We start from the raw sequence: 19025 nt of genomic DNA on the forward strand, positions 1-19025 counted from the left end.
GTCGCTTACCCGAGCGAATCTGTCGCCTACCCGAGCGATTCCGTCGCTTACCCAAGGGAATGAACATAGCCCCCAGCACTGCATAAATGCAACGGACTCCTCTCAGTTTCAAGTCTTCAACATAACTGCCATAATACTGAATAAAAATAATGAATATATTGAACTCAAAACAAAAGCTCTGAGCAAAATACTCTGAGCTTTCAAACGATCTACTATGATATAGAACCTACACAAACCTATGTGTTCTTCTATTTTTTACGGAACTTTCCTAACTCCCCAACAACAGCCTGGATTTCGGAAACGCTCATCTGGCCTCTCATTTGGGTCATGTCATAGATATCTTTAATATCTTCATAATGCTTAAGATCATAATCTTCTGGATCCATAAGTCCACGGTTAACAACCTGCAATTGATCAGCAAGATGGTTAATCATGTAACGTAAATTTTCGTTAGTTGGTTCATTTAAATTCATGTTCACACTCCTCGTTTCATTAAAGCTTCAATGCTTTCTTCTAAGACTCCTTACTTTATGATAAAATAAAACAGTTGAAAATGAAAACTACACAACAAGAATTTCGACAAAAAGATTATACATAGGAGGAAGTTAAATGTTCCTCAAACGTTTAGAGACAGTAGGATTTAAATCGTTTGCCGAACGGATTACGGTAGATTTTGTGCCAGGAGTAACAGCTGTCGTAGGTCCGAACGGTAGCGGGAAAAGTAACATTACAGACGCTATTCGTTGGGTTCTTGGTGAACAATCAGCGAAATCACTGCGTGGAGGAAAGATGCAGGATATTATCTTTTCTGGTAGTGATTCAAGAAATGCCCTAAACTTTGCAGAAGTATCACTTGTATTAGATAACGAAGATCACGCACTCCCAATAGACTATCAAGAAGTCTCAGTTACACGCCGTGTTTACCGTTCTGGTGAAAGTGAGTTTTATATAAATAAGCAAACGTGTCGCTTGAAAGATATTATCGACTTATTTATGGACTCTGGACTTGGGCGGGAGGCTTTCTCCATTATTAGTCAGGGGAAAGTTGAGGAAATATTAAGCTCCAAGGCAGAAGAGCGACGTTCCATATTTGAAGAAGCGGCAGGTGTACTGAAATATAAACAGCGCAAACAAAAGGCTGAGTATAAGCTTGCTGAAACGCAAGAGAACTTACATCGTGTAGAAGATATTATTTATGAAATCGAAAACCAATTAGAGCCACTTAAGGAACAAGCCGCTGTGGCGAAAGATTATTTAGAGAAAAAAGAAGAACTCGAACACCATGAAGTTTCTTTACTCGTAGCAGAAATAGAATCTCTTCATGGTCAGTGGGAAGAGTTAAAGCAAGAACTTGAAAAGCAAAAAGACCAAGAAGTTAATCTCAACACGAAAATTCAAAATGAGGAAGCAAAAGTTGAGGAAGAACGTGGTCATATCCAAGCACTGGATGATTCGATCGAGGAATTGCAAGAGTCCTTACTCGTATTAACACAAGAACTCGAAAACCTTGAAGGAAAAAAAGAGCTTTTATCTGAACGTAACAAGCACTATGCTCAAAATCGCTCTAAGCTCGAAGAAGACCTTGAGCAACAACGTGTTCGAAAAAATGAGTTAGAGGAGCAATACAAGCAAGAGTCTGCTCGTTTAACTGAATTTGAGCAAAAACGTAAAGAAACAAATGATAAATTAAAAGAGGTGAAAGCTAAATTAGAAGCTTCTCAGGAAAACAATGAAGAGAAGATTGAAGAGTTAAAGAGTGAATATATTGAGCAACTCAATTCTCAAGCAGCCAAACGTAATGAGAAGCAGTCAGTTGGACAACAACTCGAACAAATTGAGTTGAAAAAGTCACGATTACAAGACAAGTTTAAAAACTTGCTTGAGGAAAGAACGGGCTTGCATGAACAGAAGTCTAGTATTGAACAAGAAGTTCAGGAAGTTAGCAAAGAACGTCAAGAATTAGAGCAGCAACTTCAACGCATAAATACGGAACTTGAGCATGAAGAAGCTGATTTCCAAGAGCAACAAACAAAGCTCTATCAAGGTTATCAGCATCTAGAGAAGCTAAAGTCGAAAAAAGAAATGCTAGAAGACATGAAAGAAGATTTCGCAGGATTCTTTCATGGTGTAAAAGCGGTATTAAAAGCAAGAGAAAGTGGTAATCTCGAAGGTGTGCACGGTGCTGTAGCTGAACTAATCGATATTCCTAAAGAATATGTGACAGGTATTGAAACAGCTCTTGGTGCACAAGCACAGCATGTTGTCATGGACAATGAATCCCAGGCCAGAGGAGCTATTAACTGGTTAAAGAAAACCAATAACGGTCGTGCAACTTTCTTGCCGTTACCGTCTATACAATCCAAATATATTCCTCAAGATCGCTTATCTGTTGCAAAAGGGCACGAAGGATTTGTAGGAATTGCAGCAGATTTGATTGAGTATGAATCGTCTTATGATAAAGTCATTCGTCATTTGCTAGGCAACATTATCATTACAAAGACGCTCAAAGATGCCAACGACATCGCAAATTCAACGGGAAGAAGGTTCAGAATCGTAACCCTTGAAGGGGATGTCGTAAATCCTGGTGGCTCTATGACAGGTGGCGCACAAAAGAGTAATAAGCAATCCTTATTCACAAGAGAAAAAGAATTACAGGATCTTCAAAGTAAACTACAAGACTTTGAAACAAGAACAGCGCAATATGAAGAACGCGTGAAAAAGCAAAAAGAAGAAATACAAGAAAAACAACAACAACGTTCAGAAGTGCAAGAAAAGGTTGAACAGGCCCGTTATAAAGAACAAGACAGTAAGGGTCGCTTGCGTGAAGTAGAGCTACAAGAGAAAAATGCAAATGAACATTTGAAGCTTTATGACCAAGATAAGGCTCAATATGATGAGGACCAGACTGAACTACAGAAAAAGAGCCAGACACTAAAAGAAGATCTGGAGAATATCGAACAAACGCTTCAATCTATTCAATCATCGATTGATGAACTGTCTGCTCAACAACATTCTCAAAAAACAAGCCAAGAGCATCTACAACAAGAACTGAACAGCTTACAAGTGAAGCTTGCAGAACAGGACGCTCAAGTTCAAAACCAAAAAGAAAAGACAAAAAGTGTTCAGGAACAGTTAGATGAATTGAATGCTAGCATAAATCGCTATGAAGAAGATCTTAACAATCTGGATGATATCAATAACAGCTCCGAATCACCTGAGGAGCTCGATACTCAGATTGAAGAGAAGCGTAAGCAAAAAGAAAACAATACGGAATTAATTCGAACAAGACGTGAGAATCGTAGCAATCGCTCTCAATCGATCCAGGATATTGAACGTGAACTCAAAGAGATGAAGCGTCAGCATCATTCCATAACACAAGAAATTCAGGATAAAGAAGTTAAAGCAAATCGCTTGGATGTAGAGTTAGAAAACCGCCTAGAACAACTTAGAGCGGAATATATGCTCACTTTTGAAAAAGCGAGGGCAACCTATCCAAAAACAGAAAATATGGAAGAGGCACAAAAGCGCGTAAAATTAATTAAACGTGCCATTGAAGATCTCGGCACTGTAAATATCGGAGCTATTGAAGAATTTGATCGCATTCAGGAACGTCATGCCTTTTTAACTGACCAACAGAACGATTTACTTGAAGCGAAATCAACGCTGTTCGATGTTATTTCAGAAATGGATGGCGAAATGCAACGTCGTTTTGAGCATACATTCACTCAAATCCGTGAAGAATTTACAGTGGTATTTAAAGAATTATTCGGTGGCGGTAATGCAGATCTTCGGATGACTGATCCGAACAATATCTTAGAAACGGGTATTGATATTGTGGCACAGCCCCCAGGTAAGAAGCTTCAACATCTTGGTTTACTATCAGGAGGCGAACGTGCTTTAACAGCAATTGCTTTATTGTTTGCTATTCTACGTGTACGTCCTGTGCCGTTCTGTGTATTGGATGAAGTAGAAGCAGCGCTAGATGAGGCGAATGTGAACCGTTTCGCTCAGTTCCTGAAAGAATTCAGTAAGGATACCCAATTTATTGTGATTACTCACCGTAAAGGTACAATGGAAGAAGCGGATGTCCTCTATGGTGTTACCATGCAGGAATCTGGAGTGTCCAAGCTAGTATCCGTTCGATTAGAAGAAACAAAAGAACTTGTACATGGAACTTAGAAAGGAAGAGAGTATATGAGCTTTTTTAAGAAATTAAAAGAAAAAATCACAAAAAAAGAAGAAGAATATGAAGAACAAATCGTAGAAACTGACTCGGATTCAAGTGAAGAAGAGGAAGAAGAAAAAGAGAGTCTATCGGAAAAGTTTAAACAAGGACTTTCTAAAACGCGTGATTCGTTTTCAGGCAAGGTAAACGACCTTGTTGCTCGCTATCGTACTGTTGATGAAGATTTCTTCGAAGAATTAGAGGAAATTCTTATCACGGCTGACGTTGGCGTGAATACAGTTATGGATTTAATTGATGAGTTAAAGTTCGAAGTAAAAAGACGTAACATTAAGGAGACTTACGAAGTAAAAGAAGTCATTTCAGAAAAGCTTGTCGACATCTATTATGGTGATGACAACGAAGAAGTTGAAGAGCTTACCTTTAACGAAGACGGCTTAACCGTATTTCTTGTCGTTGGTGTTAATGGAGTTGGGAAAACAACAACAATTGGTAAGCTAGCTCATCGGCTAAAAGAACAAGGAAAAAACGTCGTCTTAGCAGCTGGAGATACGTTCCGTGCTGGTGCGATTGAACAATTAGAGATCTGGGGGGAACGTGTGGGTGTACCCGTTATTAAACACAGTGAGGGAAGCGACCCCGCAGCCGTTGTTTATGACGGGATTCAATCTGCTAAATCTAAAGGGGCAGATGTCTTAATCTGCGATACAGCAGGTCGTCTTCAAAACAAAGTAAACCTCATGAATGAACTTTCTAAGGTAAATAAGGTTATTGAGCGCGAAATTCCAGATGCACCACATGAATCCTTATTGGTGTTAGATTCTACAACGGGTCAAAATGCACTTAGTCAAGCTAAAATCTTCTCTGAAGCAACAAATCTTAGTGGTATTGTTCTAACAAAGCTAGATGGAACAGCTAAGGGTGGAATTGTCATGGCAATCCGTAAAGAGCTTGATATTCCAGTGAAATTTGTTGGACTTGGAGAGAAAGTAACCGACCTACAAGCATTTGACGCACATGCGTTTGTTTACGGATTGTTTGCTGATATGCTTGAAGAAAGCGAAGAAAAAGAAGACTAAAGGGTTAGGTCTATTTTTGGAAAGAGTGGGTGGAAGGAATAACCACCCATTCTTTTAATGGAAATTAGGCTGACGCCTTGACACACCTGCCTTTCATTCTGTACTATTTGTATGTAAAGGCATTTCACTTAACAAGGAGTGCTTGCTTTGCTAGAAAAAACAACTCGAATGAATTATTTGTTTGATTTTTATCAAGAATTGCTTACGAATAAGCAACGAAGTTACATGGAACTGTACTATTTAGAGGATTATTCATTAGGTGAAATCTCTGATACTTTTGAGGTCAGTAGGCAAGCCGTTTATGATAATATTAGACGGACAGAGTCCATGCTTGAAGAATATGAAAGCAAGCTGCACTTATATGATCGCTTTTTAAAGCGACAAGAGCTTCTGAATCAATTAAAACAATCCATTCAAAGTGATGATGAGAATGTTCAAGGCATACTCACGTCTCTTGAGAATTTAGATTAGGAGGGCGGCTTTTTATGGCATTTGAAGGTTTAGCCGACCGACTGCAGAATTCGATACAGAAAATTAAAGGCAAAGGTAAAGTAACGGAAGCTGATGTTAAGGAAATGACGCGTGAAGTTCGCCTGGCTCTACTTGAGGCAGACGTAAACTTTAAAGTTGTAAAAGACTTTGTTAAGCGAGTGAAAGAACGCGCAGTTGGCCAGGAGGTTATGCAAAGCTTAACCCCGGGACAACAAGTCATTAAAGTTGTAAAAGAAGAGCTTACAGACTTAATGGGTGGCGAGCAAAGCAAAATTGCTGTAGCTAATCGTCCCCCAACAGTTATCATGATGGTTGGTCTGCAAGGTGCAGGTAAAACCACTACAACTGGTAAGCTTGCTAATCATTTACGCAAAGAACACAATAAAAGCCCGCTACTTGTTGCCGCAGACGTGTATCGTCCTGCAGCGATCAATCAACTTGAAACACTAGGTAATCAACTAAGTATGCCTGTTTTCTCAAAAGGCACAGAAGCAAATCCTGTTGATATTGCTCAGGAAGCAATCCAGCAGGCTAAAGAAAATCATAATGATTATGTCATTATTGATACAGCTGGACGTCTACATGTTGATGAACACCTTATGGATGAGCTTCAACAAATTCGTTCTACCGTTAATCCGAACGAGACATTCCTCGTAGTTGATGCGATGACAGGTCAGGATGCGGTTAATGTTGCTGAAACATTTAATGAACAATTAGATGTAACAGGTGTTGTTTTAACGAAGCTTGATGGTGACACTCGTGGTGGTGCTGCACTATCTATTAAAGCTGTCACAGAGAAACCAATTAAGTTTGCTGGTATGGGTGAGAAACTAGATCAGCTAGAACCATTCCATCCTGAGCGTATGGCTCAACGTATTCTTGGCATGGGAGATGTTTTAACTCTTATCGAAAAAGCGCAAGCTGAAGTTGATGAGGACCAGGCTAAGGAACTTGAGCAAAAAATGAAAGACGCATCCTTTACATTGGATGACTTTCTTGAGCAAATGGGGCAAGTCCGCAACATGGGGCCACTTGATGAGCTCATCGGTATGATCCCAGGAGCTGACAAAATGAAAGGGTTGAAAAATGCTCAGATTGATGAGAATCAGCTCAATCATATTGAAGCGATCATTCAGTCTATGACGAAAAAAGAGCGTGAAGACCCTAGTATCATGAACGCAAGTCGTAAAAAACGTATTGCCAAAGGATCCGGACGTAACGTATCTGAGGTAAATCGTCTTTTAAAACAGTTTAGTGATATGAAGAAAATGATGAAGCAGATGACAAATCAAAAAGGTAAAAAGGGTAAAAAAGGCGGCTTTAATTTACCGTTTATGTAAAAACGAAATGCGGAGGCAGCTTGCTCAGTGCCGTACGCATAAGCAAAATTTCTGGAAGTGGCGATTAGCCACTGGAATAAAGGTTGCTTATGACGCTAGGCCCTAGCTGCCGGAGCTAGACATCACTTCAGCGAATAAGTTTTTTATAGCACTGGGCTAATCTTGGTTTATTCCATGATGTGATATCCGGCTCCGACTCCCAGAGGCTAGCAAATAAGCAATCTCCCCCTATTTTTCGGGTGATCTTGCTTATTCGTACGCCCCCAAACGGTCGTCTCTGCACTAAATTTTAGCTATGTAATGTAAAAACCCTTTACACACTTGAACTTCTCTGCTACAATCTAAACTTGTGTAAAGCTATTAATTAAAGCAATAGAAATATGGAGGTATTTAACAATGGCAGTAAAAATTCGCCTAAAGCGCATGGGTAGTAAACGTAACCCATTCTATCGTGTAGTAGTTGCAGATTCACGTTCTCCTCGTGACGGACGTTTTATCGAAGAAATCGGAACATACAATCCAACAGCTCAACCAACAGAGGTTACTCTTAACGAAGAGAAAGCATTAGATTGGATGACTAAAGGTGCTAAGCCTTCTGACACAGTACGCAACCTATTCTCAACTCAAGGCATCATGGAGAAGTTTCACGCACAAAAAACTCAAAAGTAAAGTAGTGTGATATCGTGAAAGCCTTAATTGAAACAATTGTACGTCCGCTTGTCGATTACCCAGATGAAGTCGTTGTGAATGAGCAAGAAGAAGAACGTAAAATTACGTATCATCTTTCAGTTCATAAAGATGATGTCGGAAAGGTGATCGGTAAACACGGCCGTATTGCTAAAGCAATTCGAACCGTTGTTTATGCAGCCGGATCAAATTCCAAAAAGCGAATCTATTTGGATATTATGTAAAAGGGAGAGGGGATAACCCTTTCCCTTTTTACATATTCAAAGAGTATGTGAGGGGCATGATCAATGCAGATTATAAAAAAAGTACCCGTTAAGCAGGTATTAACCGAATCAAGCAAAGCTTCCATGCAGGAGCAGTTTGATAAGCGTAAATCTCAACTAGATCAAGAATGTCAGCAACTCTCTTTTGAAAAACGCAAAATAGAAGCCAAGCAGAATATTTCTAAAGAAGACGTATCGAAGAGGTTTCAAAAGGAAATTGATAAACGTAAAGAAAAAATTCGTTGGATTGACTATCAGCTTGAACAACTTGATGTACTTCCTTTAGGCAGTGAAATCACTGAAGACGAAGTAGAAACGATCGTCCATGTAGAAGAAGGAGACATTTGGAATGATGTTAGTAGCACAGGAGCTATAATTGTTCAAGATGGTAAAGTGATACGAATAGATAGGTGATAAAGATGAATAAAAACATGTTTACGATTGGAAAAGTGGTCAACACCCATGGGGTTCGAGGAGAAATTCGCGTTATTCAAGTGACTGATTTTGACGATCGTTTTGTAGTAGGAAATGAAGTATATTGGGTTTCACCTGATAATCAAGAACAAGTTCCCCTTACGATTGATGCCTATCGTACTCACAAGAATTTTCATCTTCTTCATTTTCAGGGGTATGACAATATCAATGATGTTGAACGCTTCAAAGGTGGCACACTAGCGATAACAAAAGAGCAGCAGACCCCTTTGGATGAAGGAGAATTTTATTATCATGAAATTATAGGGTGTCATGTGGAGACAACGGATGGAAGCACCATAGGAAAGGTGAAGGAAATTTTATCTCCTGGTGCAAATGATGTTTGGGTAATTCAAAGACCGCAACAAAAAGATGTTTTAATTCCTTACATTGAACAAGTCGTTAAACAAGTTGACCCAGAGAACGAAAAGATAATCATTGAACCTATGGAAGGGCTGCTAGAGTAATGCATATAGATGTACTAACCCTGTTTCCTGAAATGTTTGAGGGTGTGTTAAACACTTCTATCATGAAGCGAGCTCAGGACATGAACGCATTTTCCTATAACACTGTGAACTTTCGGGAACATACAGAAAGTAAGCATAAAAAAGTAGACGATACGCCATATGGTGGTGGAGCAGGGATGGTCCTTTCACCACAACCTATATTTGATGCTGTTGAATCAACGATAGAGAAACAATCCTCTGATAAAAAGCCGAGGGTCATATTAATGTGCCCACAGGGTGAACCACATACACAAGAAAAAGCTGAGGAACTTTCCCAAGAGGACCATTTAATTTTTCTATGTGGACATTATGAGGGGTATGATGAACGCATTCGTACACATCTGGTGACTGATGAGATCTCTATTGGTGATTATGTGTTAACCGGTGGAGAACTTGGAGCAATGGTTGTAATGGACAGTGTCGTTCGCCTATTACCTGGCGTGTTAGGAAATGAGACTTCTGCGCCAGAAGATTCTTTTTCAAATGGGCTACTAGAGCATCCTCATTACACCAAACCCCGTGATTTTAGAGGTATGCAAGTACCAGAAGTATTGTTATCAGGGAATCATGCGAAAATTGATGAGTGGAGACATTATCAATCCTTAAAAAGAACATTTGAAAGACGTAAGGATTTATTAGAAGACTATCCATTTTCCGATAAAGAATTAAAATGGATAGAAAAATGGAAGAATCAATAAACATTATTGCAGATCCAATAAGAATATGGTATATTAAACCTTGTGCTTAAGTCGATACTTAAGTGAATTAACAATGTTCCGCTACCAGGTGAATCCAGGTAAGAGCATTGGTGGAGAAGGAGTGAAACAAGGATGCAAAACTTAATCCAAGAAATTACTCAGGAACAACTAAAACAAGATCTTCCGACATTCAAAGCTGGTGATACGGTAAAGGTACACGTTAAAGTTGTTGAGGGTAACCGTGAACGTATCCAGGTTTTTGAAGGTGTTGTAATCAAGCGCCGTGGCGGAGGAATCTCTGAGACATTTACCGTACGTAAGATTTCTTACGGCGTAGGTATTGAACGTACATTCCCAGTACATTCACCACGCATCGATAAAATTGAAGTTACTCGTCGCGGTAAAGTACGTCGTGCTAAGCTTTACTATCTACGTAACCTTCGTGGAAAAGCAGCGCGTATCAAAGAAATCCGCTAAGAGATGTAATTATCGAAAAGGAGCTTGCTTTTGCCAGGCTCCTTTTTGTTCTTTCATAAGAAATTTTTTACACTTTAAGATAAGAAAATACATCGGTTTCGCCATTTTGGTAGATAACCGTGTTTTTCTGAGAAGATTAGGGGGATCAAGGTGGCTGAAAAGCGAAGTGAATGGTTTGATTGGATAAAAGCGTTTGGGATTGCTGCCATCTTAGCAATTGTCATACGTTTGTTTCTATTTTCTCCGGTTATAGTAGATGGTCCATCCATGCAACCTAACTTACAAAACGGAGACTTTTTAATCGTCAATAAAATTAGTTACATACTAGGTGAGCCAGATCGTTTTGATGTTGTTGTTTTTCATGCCACTGAATCTAGAGACTATATTAAGCGTGTTATAGGGTTACCAGGGGAACATGTTAAATATGAAAATGAAACATTATATATAAATGATGAGCCTGTCAAAGAACCATATCTAGAAGAACGGGTGGAATCCTTTTCAGGAACATACACTCATGATTTCACTTTAGAAAATCTACCGGGTAATTTCGAGAAGATACCGGACGGACATGTACTGGTATTAGGGGATAACCGCACGAACTCAAAAGATAGTAGAAGACTTGGATTAATTCCTGTGGACGAGCTTGTGGGAAAGGCGCAATTAATTGCCTGGCCATTAGATCGTTTCGGTTTTGTAGGAGAATAATCTATAATCTTAAGTTCCACATTGTCTAACGCATAAAAGAAGGTGATTACAAATGACAATACAGTGGTTTCCAGGACACATGGCTAAAGCCAAAAGAGAAGTTCAAGAGAAGTTAAAACTCGTTGATTTTGTTATTGAGTTAGTTGATGCTAGATCTCCTTATTCATCTCAAAATCCAATGCTTCATCAAGTGTTAAACCAAAAACAAAAGATGGTATTGATGATGAAAAAGGACTTAGCAGATCAGAGCCGCACAGATGCTTGGATTCATTGGTATGAAAGCCAAGGGATTAGAGCGATTGCAATTAATGCTCAAAATCAAAAGGATATTCAAAAAGTCATTCAAACCGCTAAAGAGTTGGGGCAAGAAAAGGTGCAAAAGCAGATTAATAAAGGTTTGCGTCCAAGAGCGGCACGTGCGATGATCATTGGTATCCCTAATGTCGGTAAGTCAACGTTAATTAATCGTGTAGCGAAAAAGAAGATTGCCAAGACAGGTGATAAACCAGGTGTTACAACGGCTCAGCAATGGATTAAAGTGAAGAAAGATTTTGAGCTATTGGATACACCGGGAATTCTATGGCCGAAGTTTGAAGATCAAAACGTTGGATATCGTCTTGCAGCACTTGGGACAATTAAAGATAATATATTACCCATTCCAGATGTAGCAGCCTATTTCATTCGGTTTGCTCAAGAACACTATCCAGAAGTGTTAGAAGAACGGTATGATTTAACTCCGGACATTGAAGATATGGAAGAAGTGTTTGATCGGATTGGTAAAAAACGTGGCTGTTTAGAAAGTGGCGGACGTATCAATTATGATAAAGTAGCTGAAGTCATCATTCGTGATTTACGTGGAGGCAAGCTAGGTCAATTGACGCTTGAAACACCTGAAATGATAGAAGATAATGAGTGATAGAAAACCTACCACGCTCCATTGTGGTAGGTTTTTTCTGAGCTTAATTCAGAATTATATAAAATGAGCCGATAGAAGAACAAATGGGGGAGAACCGTGAGCGATAAAAAAACGATAAAAGAGATCAAGCAAATTTTATTTCAGGAAACATGTACAGAAGAACAGATAGATACATTTAAAAGTGATAAACGTAAAGGTGTTCAACAGCTTATAAACCGATACGAAAAGGAACTTGAACGTAAAGCAAGTCTTAAACAAAAGTTTCAGGATATGAGCGTGTTTGAAGATACCTATAGGCAGGAAGGGAAACAGTACATAGCAGGAATTGATGAAGCAGGCAGAGGCCCCTTAGCTGGCCCTGTTGTAGCTGCTGCAGTCATTCTAGATGAATCTTTTTATTTAGAAGGCTTATACGATTCTAAAGAACTAAAAGAAGAACAAAGAGATCGCTTTTTTGATTATATTCAAACACATTCTCTGAGCTATGGAATCGGGATTGTTCACAATGATGAAATTGATGAATTAAACATTTATGAAGCAACGAAAACGGCTATGAAAAGAGCAATCTCTCAGCTAGAACCTAAACCAGATCAATTGCTCATTGATGCTGTCCAATTGCACGAATCCACGGTACCTTTTGAGGCGATTGTAAAAGGTGATCAACGAAGTATTTCTATAGCTGCAGCAAGTGTTTTAGCGAAAGTGACAAGGGATCGATATATGAAACAAATTCATAATGAATATCCAACCTATGATTTCGGTAGCAATATGGGATATGGAACCAAAAAACATATGGATGCCCTCACAGAACATGGAGCAACTCCTTATCACCGTTGTTCATTTGCTCCTGTGAAAAAGGTGTTACAGTCAACCTCATGAGATAAAAGGAGATGAGCTTTTTGAATGCAAACTTGGCTTCTCAAGTAATGGAATCCCTACGAACAACCTCAACACAATCTACTAAACAAGCTTCTTTGAAGCCAGGTCAAATGGTAACAGGGAAGGTGTTAAAACTATTTCCTGGCCAGAAAGCACTCATACAGATTGGTACTAAACAAATGAGTGCTCAATTACAAGCTGCTTTAAACCTGCATGGACAGTACATGTTTCAGGTAGAATCAGCGGAAGACCTTGTTCACCTGAAGGTTCTTGGTGATTCCCCTGCTGGTCAAGGTGATAGGAGTGTTTCCTCTCTTTTATCTCAATTGGGGATGACTTATCAAAAGGATAGGGCTTCGCTAGTCCAACAACTTATAAAACAAAATATCCCTTTTTCACAAAGTGATCTGAAGCAAGCATTTCCACTTCTAGAGAAGTATAATGCATCTCCAGAAACGAAAAATGTATTACTTGAGATGATGAATAAGAAGCTACCCTTGAAAGAATCCATCTTTTTAGCCTTACGTGAACGAATGGGAAATAGCCCAACGCTAACATCATCCTTACAGTCTTTAAATGGATTAGAGGCTTCGAATACTGAAGGATCTCAATCGATATCAAAGTCTACCTTAAGTCAATCGAACCAATCATTTAGCCAACAGTTAACGAGTTTAATGGGAAGAAGTTCAGAGGTACAGAATCAGACAACCTATTCCCTTTTACAAAAAGCTCAGCTAATTCCTAACAATAAAAATCAAGTAAATTGGAGCGAACAAGTTAAAAGTTGGCTTAACTCTACTGATGTAAAAGGATCTGCAACACATCTCCAAAACGCACCATTATCTCAGACAAATGAAGAAGCCATTGCGAGGCGTTTGGTTGAACTATTTCAAAAACAACTACCAATCGCAAAAGGGAACCAACAACAACTAAGAACGTTTTCACAAAATCTCGCTCATATCATTGAAGGAACACATACCTCTAGCCAAAAACAGTCACAGGCGCTACATCAGGTAAGGCAGACTTCTACAATGTTCCAACAGGAAGGAATGTTGAATAAATTATCCTCACAGCTTGAGCAACAAGGTGTAACAAAAGAAGTTCTAAGGAATTTTTTTAGTCAACTTCAAAACGTTCAGTCAGTTGATCAAGCTAAACAAACGTTAGGACGTCTACAACAAGTTTTTCAGGCAGTGCAAGACGTAACGAATAGCCAGCTTACTAAACATGAATCAAGAACCCTTATGCCATTACTATCATCTGTTCAACAGGAACATTCTGCAATGCTTCCAACTGGGAAAGATTATTTTCTAACTCAATTGAAAAGCGTGATGCAACAAAGTGGATTAAACTATGAACATCAAATGATTAACCAGCAAGATGGAGTAGAACTAGCTAAGAGTGAACATACGTTAAAGGGATCTATTTTACAGAGCCTGCATGACTCACTGCCATCACAAGTATCAGATAAGTTATCCTCGATACTGAACCATCTAAATGGCATGGTTTTATCTGTGCAAGATTCAGACCAAACGCTCCAAATGAACTTACAACTACCTGGAAATTGGTTTGGGATTGAACAAGATTTAATCATGGACTTAGAAGGACGGAAAAACGAGCAGGATGAGATTGATCCTGATTACTGCCACATTCTATTTTATTTGCAGTTACAGTCACTGGATGAAACTGTTATAGATATGCGGATTCAAAAGAGAATTGTTCAGCTTTCGCTATACACAGACAATGATCAAGCAGAAAATCTAATAAAGTCGTTTAAACCAATGCTAGAAGAGGGGCTAGAAAAGCTTGATTATAAACTCTCTACCGTTAGACATCGATCCTTAGAGACTGAAGCAAAATCAAGTGATATGGCAGCAAAACAAAGGTATTCCAGCCCTTATTCTCAAGGAGGGGTAGATTTTCGCATATGAGTAATGAGGAAAAACGAAGAGAAGCAGTTGCTTTAAATTATGATGCAGAAGCGGAACAAGCACCTAAAGTTGTGGCAAAGGGTAAAGGGGATGTCGCAACCAATATTATTGAGAAAGCAAAAGAAAACGCCGTTCCCATACAAGAGGACCCTACCTTGGTCAATTTATTAGGTGAACTAGATATCAATGAAACCATCCCTGAGGAGCTCTACCAGGCCGTGGCTGAGGTATTTGCTTTTGTCTATAACATTGATAAGCAGGCGAAGAAATAGACAGTAAATGTGAAGAAAACCTAGTTGTTTAGACTAGGTTTTTTAGTATGTAAATTATTATTGTCTTATTCGGCAAAAGCGCCCTATTGTTGAATACTTGGTTTCGAGATAAAGTGTGGTGGAGGTCCGTTACTTTTGTGAGAGTAAGGGATCGGTGAAACGGCAATACTCCTGCTGCCCCACACGACGTGGGGTAGGTCGAAGTTGCCACACGATGTGGCGGTCTTAGTCGATCTTCCCTGTTTACTTTCAGCTTCCTCGTTCGCAAGCTCTCTGCGGGATCTCGTCCGCCCTTTCTACCGCGGGAGTTTGCCGTTTCCCTCACCCTTTGCTGATATGAAAGTTAACGGACCCATGGCTGAGATCATTTTATCTCTTGCTTAAGGAAACTGTATTCTAGCTCTACATATAAGGCTTTAGATCACTTTGATGCATGTGAAATTTAACTTCTATTCTAAATCAGAATACCTTACGTTTGCTGCGGTTCCGTTCATCACCATTCGGCTAAGGTGGGCTGTGGAACGGGTTGACTCCAGCGGTCAAACGGGCTAGCGAGACCCCGCAGGGAACAGAGTGACTGAGGAGGCTTTAAAGTTAACAATGAAGTTCGGTTAAAACCGCTACTTCCTGTAGCAACACCGAACTACCCCACGTCGTGTGGGGCAGCAGGAAAGCAACCCGTTCCACAGCCCGCCGCACTCCACAAGAGCAACGGAACTCCCCCACACCAGCTTATTCAACATTACTGCCATATTACTGAATAAAATCCTTAATGTTCACAAATGCCTACAATTCCGGAATATTCTTCTTTTATTTAGCTAATTATCAAGAAATTTTGACAAACTTTTTGTACTTCTTTTTTGAATTTGTGGACAATTTGTATAGATTTTTTATACAATGGTCATGCAGTGAAAATTGATGGGAGGATGGAAGATGAACATTCACGAGTATCAAGGGAAAGACATTTTAAGAAATTACGGCGTTGCCGTTCCCAATGGCCACGTAGCCTATACCGTAGATGAGGCTGTATCTGCAGCTAAAAAGTTAGGTTCAAATGTATCGGTAGTAAAAGCACAAATCCATGCTGGAGGCCGCGGTAAAGCCGGTGGTGTTAAAGTTGCAAAGGATTTAGATGAAGTGCGTACATATGCCGATGAAATTTTAGGCAAAACACTTGTAACTCATCAAACAGGTCCTGAAGGCAAAGAAGTAAAGCGCTTACTCATCGAAGAAGGATGCGACATCCAAAAAGAATATTACGTAGGTATTGTTCTGGATCGTGCTACATCCCGCGTTACAATGATGGCGTCTGAAGAAGGCGGTACTGAAATTGAAGAAGTAGCCGCAGAAACTCCAGAGAAAATTTTCAAAGAAGTAATCGATCCTGTTACTGGTCTTATGCCATTCCAGGCTCGTCGTTTAGCGTTCAACATTAACATTCCAGATGAAATGCTAGGAAAAGCTGTTAAGTTCATGATGAACCTTTACACAGCATTTGTTGAAAAAGACTGCTCAATTGCTGAAATTAACCCACTTGTAACAACAGGTGAAGGGGAAGTTCTAGCGCTTGATGCAAAATTAAACTTTGATGATAACGCTCTATTCCGTCAAAAAGACGTACAAGAACTACGTGACCTTGACGAAGAAGATCCAAAAGAAATCGAAGCTTCTAAATACGACCTAAGCTACATCGCACTAGATGGTAACATTGGTTGTATGGTTAACGGTGCTGGACTTGCAATGGCAACAATGGATACGATCAAGCACTATGGTGGCGAACCTGCGAACTTCCTTGACGTTGGTGGAGGAGCTACTACTGAAAAAGTTACAGAAGCATTCAAAATCATTTTGTCCGACTCCAGTGTTAAAGGTATTCTCGTCAATATCTTCGGTGGAATCATGAAATGTGACGTTATTGCTGAAGGTGTCGTAGCGGCAACGAAGCAAGTCGGTCTTGAAATCCCTCTTGTTGTACGTCTTGAAGGTACAAACGTTGAGCAAGGGAAGAAGATTCTTGATGAGTCAGGCTTAAACATTACAGCTTCAGAATCCATGGCTGAAGCAGCTGAGAAAATCGTAGAATTAGTAAAATAAGAAAGGACGGACGAAAATGAGTGTATATATTAATAAAGATACAAAAGTAATTGTTCAAGGTATTACAGGCTCTACAGCTCTTTTCCATACAAAACAAATGCTAGAGTACGGTACAAAAATTGTTGGCGGTGTAACACCTAAAAAAGGTGGTACAGAAGTAGAAGGCGTACCTGTATTTAATACAGTTGAAGAAGCTGTACAAGAAACAGGCGCTAACGTATCCGTTGTCTATGTACCAGCTCCATTCGCAGCTGATGCGATTATGGAAGCAACAGATGCAGATATGGATATGGTAATCTGTATCACTGAGCATATCCCTGTTGTGGACATGGTTAAAGTGAAACGCTACATGGAAGGTAAGAAAACACGTCTTGTTGGACCAAACTGCCCAGGTGTTATTACGCCTGAAGAATGTAAAATTGGTATCATGCCAGGTTACATTCATAAAAAAGGTCATATTGGCGTTGTTTCTCGTAGTGGTACACTTACTTATGAAGCAGTTCATCAATTATCTGAGGCAGGTATCGGCCAATCAACAGCTGTTGGTATCGGTGGAGACCCTGTAAACGGTACAGATTTCATCGATGCACTTAAAGCGTTTGAAGAAGATCCGGATACGTATGGTGTAATCATGATCGGTGAAATTGGTGGTACAGCGGAAGAAGAAGCTGCGGAATACGTTAAAGACAACCTAAGCAAACCTGTAGTTGGCTTTATCGGTGGACGTACAGCACCTCCAGGAAAACGTATGGGCCACGCAGGCGCTATTATTTCTGGTGGTAAAGGTACAGCAGAAGAAAAGATAAAAGTTATGAATGAGTGCGGTATTGAAGTGGCTGACACACCAGCAGTTATGGGCGAAACACTTATTAACGTACTGAAAAATAACGGAATCTATGAAAAATGTAAAACACATTAATTGAGACAAGCCCCTGATTTATTTCAGGGGCTTTTATTCCAAATTAAAAAGGGAGACGATACGATTGCAAGATGTAAAAAGTCGATTAATCCATTTACACACCCTAACTTACGGATCAAGAGGTCTGATTCGTTCTATTCTTCAAAAGGATCCTACACTAAAACTCCTCTTTCAACAATCCCCAGAGATCTTACAAAAGACATATCATCTATCTTTACAAAAATCTTCACAACTATTTCAGCATCTTCATTCCATCGAATCCTGGGACAAAACAAGAGTCTATATAGAACAATTTACCCCCATCACCTTTTATGACCTGGATTACCCACCACAGCTTCTATCTATACCTGATGCACCACCAGTAATCTATATTACTGGTCATAAAGATCTTCTCAAACGATTACCCTCTATAAGCGTTGTAGGAACTAGGCATTGTACCATTCAAGCGAAAAGAAAAATGAACCACATACTCACTCCTCTGATTAAAGAAGGATGGAATATTGTGAGTGGATTGGCTAAGGGAATAGACTCATTTGCACATCAGCTTGCTATTGAAGAAGGAGGAACTACAATAGGAGTTTTAGCGTTTGGTTTCGAACATTGTTATCCTAAACAAAATAGAGAATTAATGAAGAAACTAGCTCATAACCATCTTCTAATCTCTGAGTATCCCCCTCATATATCACCTCAAAAATGGCATTTTCCAGAACGTAATCGTCTTATAAGTGGTTTAAGTTATGGCACTCTTGTGGTAGAAGCAAAGGAACGGAGCGGTTCGCTTATCACAGCAGATCAAGCGTTAGAACAAGGAAGGGAAGTTTATGCTATTCCTGATTCGATACTTGATAACCGTTCAAAAGGATGTCACACTTTAATTCAAATGGGAGCGAAATTAGTTCAAAATACCTATGATTTATCTGAAGATTGGGAAGAATTAAGAGCAAACTGGTGTCGATTCATGTCAAATAATCCATCTTCCTAACCGTCAATTCGGGAAAAATAAGAAAATGGTGTTTGACAAAGTGAGAAGAAATATTTAATAATAGGGAAGATTTTAAAATAAAATAAACGTTTTCATAAATGATTGAAGATATGAGGTTGTTCAAAAGACTC

19 protein-coding genes are annotated in these 19025 nt (G+C 39.4%); 18 read left to right on the forward strand and 1 reads right to left on the reverse strand.

Annotated features, from left to right (window positions below; all coding sequences use genetic code 11):
- Nucleotides 1–248: 248 nt before the first annotated feature.
- Entirely contained in the window at nucleotides 249–473 is a 225-nt protein-coding gene (locus H514_RS0118290; protein ID WP_027448257.1) for a DUF1128 domain-containing protein, read from the reverse strand.
- Between the two features lie 136 nt (nucleotides 474–609).
- Here H514_RS0118290 and smc point away from each other — a divergent pair, with 136 nt between their 5' ends.
- The 18 genes from smc to dprA all read left to right on the forward strand — a co-directional run bounded on the left by smc (nucleotide 610) and on the right by dprA (nucleotide 18894).
- Nucleotides 610–4179: a chromosome segregation protein SMC gene (smc, locus tag H514_RS0118295; protein ID WP_027448258.1), complete on the forward strand. Its 3570-nt coding sequence runs from the start codon at nucleotides 610–612 to the stop codon at nucleotides 4177–4179.
- A 15-nt stretch (nucleotides 4180–4194) separates the two neighbouring features.
- Nucleotides 4195–5262, forward strand: a complete 1068-nt coding sequence (gene ftsY / locus H514_RS0118300) for a signal recognition particle-docking protein FtsY (RefSeq protein WP_027448259.1) — start codon at nucleotides 4195–4197, stop codon at nucleotides 5260–5262.
- Nucleotides 5263–5409: 147 nt separating this feature from the next.
- Nucleotides 5410–5733, forward strand: a complete 324-nt coding sequence (locus H514_RS0118305) for a putative DNA-binding protein (protein ID WP_027448260.1) — start codon at nucleotides 5410–5412, stop codon at nucleotides 5731–5733.
- A gap of 14 nt (nucleotides 5734–5747) precedes the next feature.
- Nucleotides 5748–7094, forward strand: a complete 1347-nt coding sequence (gene ffh / locus H514_RS0118310) for a signal recognition particle protein (RefSeq protein WP_027448261.1) — start codon at nucleotides 5748–5750, stop codon at nucleotides 7092–7094.
- A 396-nt stretch (nucleotides 7095–7490) separates the two neighbouring features.
- Complete coding sequence (gene rpsP, locus H514_RS0118315) at nucleotides 7491–7763, forward strand: 30S ribosomal protein S16 (protein WP_027448262.1); 273 nt, start codon at nucleotides 7491–7493, stop codon at nucleotides 7761–7763.
- A 14-nt stretch (nucleotides 7764–7777) separates the two neighbouring features.
- Nucleotides 7778–8005 (forward strand): KH domain-containing protein, encoded by a 228-nt coding sequence (locus tag H514_RS0118320; protein WP_027448263.1) that lies wholly within the window; start codon nucleotides 7778–7780, stop codon nucleotides 8003–8005.
- A 63-nt stretch (nucleotides 8006–8068) separates the two neighbouring features.
- The gene (locus H514_RS0118325) at nucleotides 8069–8458 is read left to right on the forward strand and encodes a YlqD family protein (protein ID WP_027448264.1); all 390 of its coding nucleotides are present in this window, start codon (nucleotides 8069–8071) and stop codon (nucleotides 8456–8458) included.
- A gap of 5 nt (nucleotides 8459–8463) precedes the next feature.
- Nucleotides 8464–8982 (forward strand): ribosome maturation factor RimM, encoded by a 519-nt coding sequence (gene rimM, locus H514_RS0118330; protein WP_027448265.1) that lies wholly within the window; start codon nucleotides 8464–8466, stop codon nucleotides 8980–8982.
- On the forward strand, nucleotides 8982–9719 hold the full coding sequence (trmD, locus tag H514_RS0118335) for a tRNA (guanosine(37)-N1)-methyltransferase TrmD (protein ID WP_027448266.1): 738 nt from the start codon (nucleotides 8982–8984) through the stop codon (nucleotides 9717–9719). The genes rimM and trmD overlap by 1 nt, the downstream gene beginning before the upstream one ends.
- A gap of 132 nt (nucleotides 9720–9851) precedes the next feature.
- Nucleotides 9852–10196: a 50S ribosomal protein L19 gene (rplS, locus tag H514_RS0118340; RefSeq protein ID WP_027448267.1), complete on the forward strand. Its 345-nt coding sequence runs from the start codon at nucleotides 9852–9854 to the stop codon at nucleotides 10194–10196.
- 150 nt (nucleotides 10197–10346) lie between these two features.
- Nucleotides 10347–10901 carry a signal peptidase I gene (gene lepB / locus H514_RS0118345; RefSeq protein WP_027448268.1) on the forward strand — a complete coding sequence of 185 codons (555 nt, stop codon included), beginning with the start codon at nucleotides 10347–10349 and terminating at the stop codon, nucleotides 10899–10901.
- A 52-nt stretch (nucleotides 10902–10953) separates the two neighbouring features.
- The gene (gene ylqF, locus H514_RS0118350; protein WP_027448269.1) at nucleotides 10954–11817 is read left to right on the forward strand and encodes a ribosome biogenesis GTPase YlqF; all 864 of its coding nucleotides are present in this window, start codon (nucleotides 10954–10956) and stop codon (nucleotides 11815–11817) included.
- 96 nt (nucleotides 11818–11913) lie between these two features.
- A complete protein-coding gene (locus H514_RS0118355) occupies nucleotides 11914–12696 on the forward strand; it encodes a ribonuclease HII (RefSeq protein WP_036843379.1) in 783 nt (260 codons plus the stop codon).
- Between the two features lie 20 nt (nucleotides 12697–12716).
- A complete protein-coding gene (locus H514_RS0118360) occupies nucleotides 12717–14627 on the forward strand; it encodes a Vir family protein (RefSeq protein WP_027448271.1) in 1911 nt (636 codons plus the stop codon).
- On the forward strand, nucleotides 14624–14899 hold the full coding sequence (locus tag H514_RS0118365) for an EscU/YscU/HrcU family type III secretion system export apparatus switch protein (protein ID WP_027448272.1): 276 nt from the start codon (nucleotides 14624–14626) through the stop codon (nucleotides 14897–14899). The genes H514_RS0118360 and H514_RS0118365 overlap by 4 nt, the downstream gene beginning before the upstream one ends.
- A gap of 933 nt (nucleotides 14900–15832) precedes the next feature.
- Nucleotides 15833–16993 carry an ADP-forming succinate--CoA ligase subunit beta gene (gene sucC / locus H514_RS0118370; RefSeq protein ID WP_027448273.1) on the forward strand — a complete coding sequence of 387 codons (1161 nt, stop codon included), beginning with the start codon at nucleotides 15833–15835 and terminating at the stop codon, nucleotides 16991–16993.
- Between the two features lie 16 nt (nucleotides 16994–17009).
- A complete protein-coding gene (gene sucD, locus H514_RS0118375; RefSeq protein WP_027448274.1) occupies nucleotides 17010–17912 on the forward strand; it encodes a succinate--CoA ligase subunit alpha in 903 nt (300 codons plus the stop codon).
- Nucleotides 17913–17976: 64 nt separating this feature from the next.
- Nucleotides 17977–18894 (forward strand): DNA-processing protein DprA, encoded by a 918-nt coding sequence (dprA, locus tag H514_RS0118380; protein WP_027448275.1) that lies wholly within the window; start codon nucleotides 17977–17979, stop codon nucleotides 18892–18894.
- Nucleotides 18895–19025 lie beyond the last annotated feature (131 nt).

Source organism: Pontibacillus marinus BH030004 = DSM 16465 (assembly GCF_000425225.1).
GTDB classification, from domain to species: Bacteria; Bacillota; Bacilli; order Bacillales; family BH030062; genus Pontibacillus; species Pontibacillus marinus.

Excerpts from the sequence above, each read along its gene's own strand:
- H514_RS0118290 (WP_027448257.1), bottom strand. The coding sequence starts at position 473 with ATGAATTTAAATGAACCAACTAACGAAAATTTACGTTACATGATTAAC.
- smc (WP_027448258.1), top strand. The coding sequence starts at position 610 with ATGTTCCTCAAACGTTTAGAGACAGTAGGATTTAAATCGTTTGCCGAA.
- ftsY (WP_027448259.1), top strand. The coding sequence starts at position 4,195 with ATGAGCTTTTTTAAGAAATTAAAAGAAAAAATCACAAAAAAAGAAGAA.
- ffh (WP_027448261.1), top strand. The coding sequence starts at position 5,748 with ATGGCATTTGAAGGTTTAGCCGACCGACTGCAGAATTCGATACAGAAA.
- rpsP (WP_027448262.1), top strand. The coding sequence starts at position 7,491 with ATGGCAGTAAAAATTCGCCTAAAGCGCATGGGTAGTAAACGTAACCCA.
- H514_RS0118325 (WP_027448264.1), top strand. The coding sequence starts at position 8,069 with ATGCAGATTATAAAAAAAGTACCCGTTAAGCAGGTATTAACCGAATCA.
- rimM (WP_027448265.1), top strand. The coding sequence starts at position 8,464 with ATGAATAAAAACATGTTTACGATTGGAAAAGTGGTCAACACCCATGGG.
- trmD (WP_027448266.1), top strand. The coding sequence starts at position 8,982 with ATGCATATAGATGTACTAACCCTGTTTCCTGAAATGTTTGAGGGTGTG.
- rplS (WP_027448267.1), top strand. The coding sequence starts at position 9,852 with ATGCAAAACTTAATCCAAGAAATTACTCAGGAACAACTAAAACAAGAT.
- ylqF (WP_027448269.1), top strand. The coding sequence starts at position 10,954 with ATGACAATACAGTGGTTTCCAGGACACATGGCTAAAGCCAAAAGAGAA.
- H514_RS0118365 (WP_027448272.1), top strand. The coding sequence starts at position 14,624 with ATGAGTAATGAGGAAAAACGAAGAGAAGCAGTTGCTTTAAATTATGAT.
- sucC (WP_027448273.1), top strand. The coding sequence starts at position 15,833 with ATGAACATTCACGAGTATCAAGGGAAAGACATTTTAAGAAATTACGGC.
- sucD (WP_027448274.1), top strand. The coding sequence starts at position 17,010 with ATGAGTGTATATATTAATAAAGATACAAAAGTAATTGTTCAAGGTATT.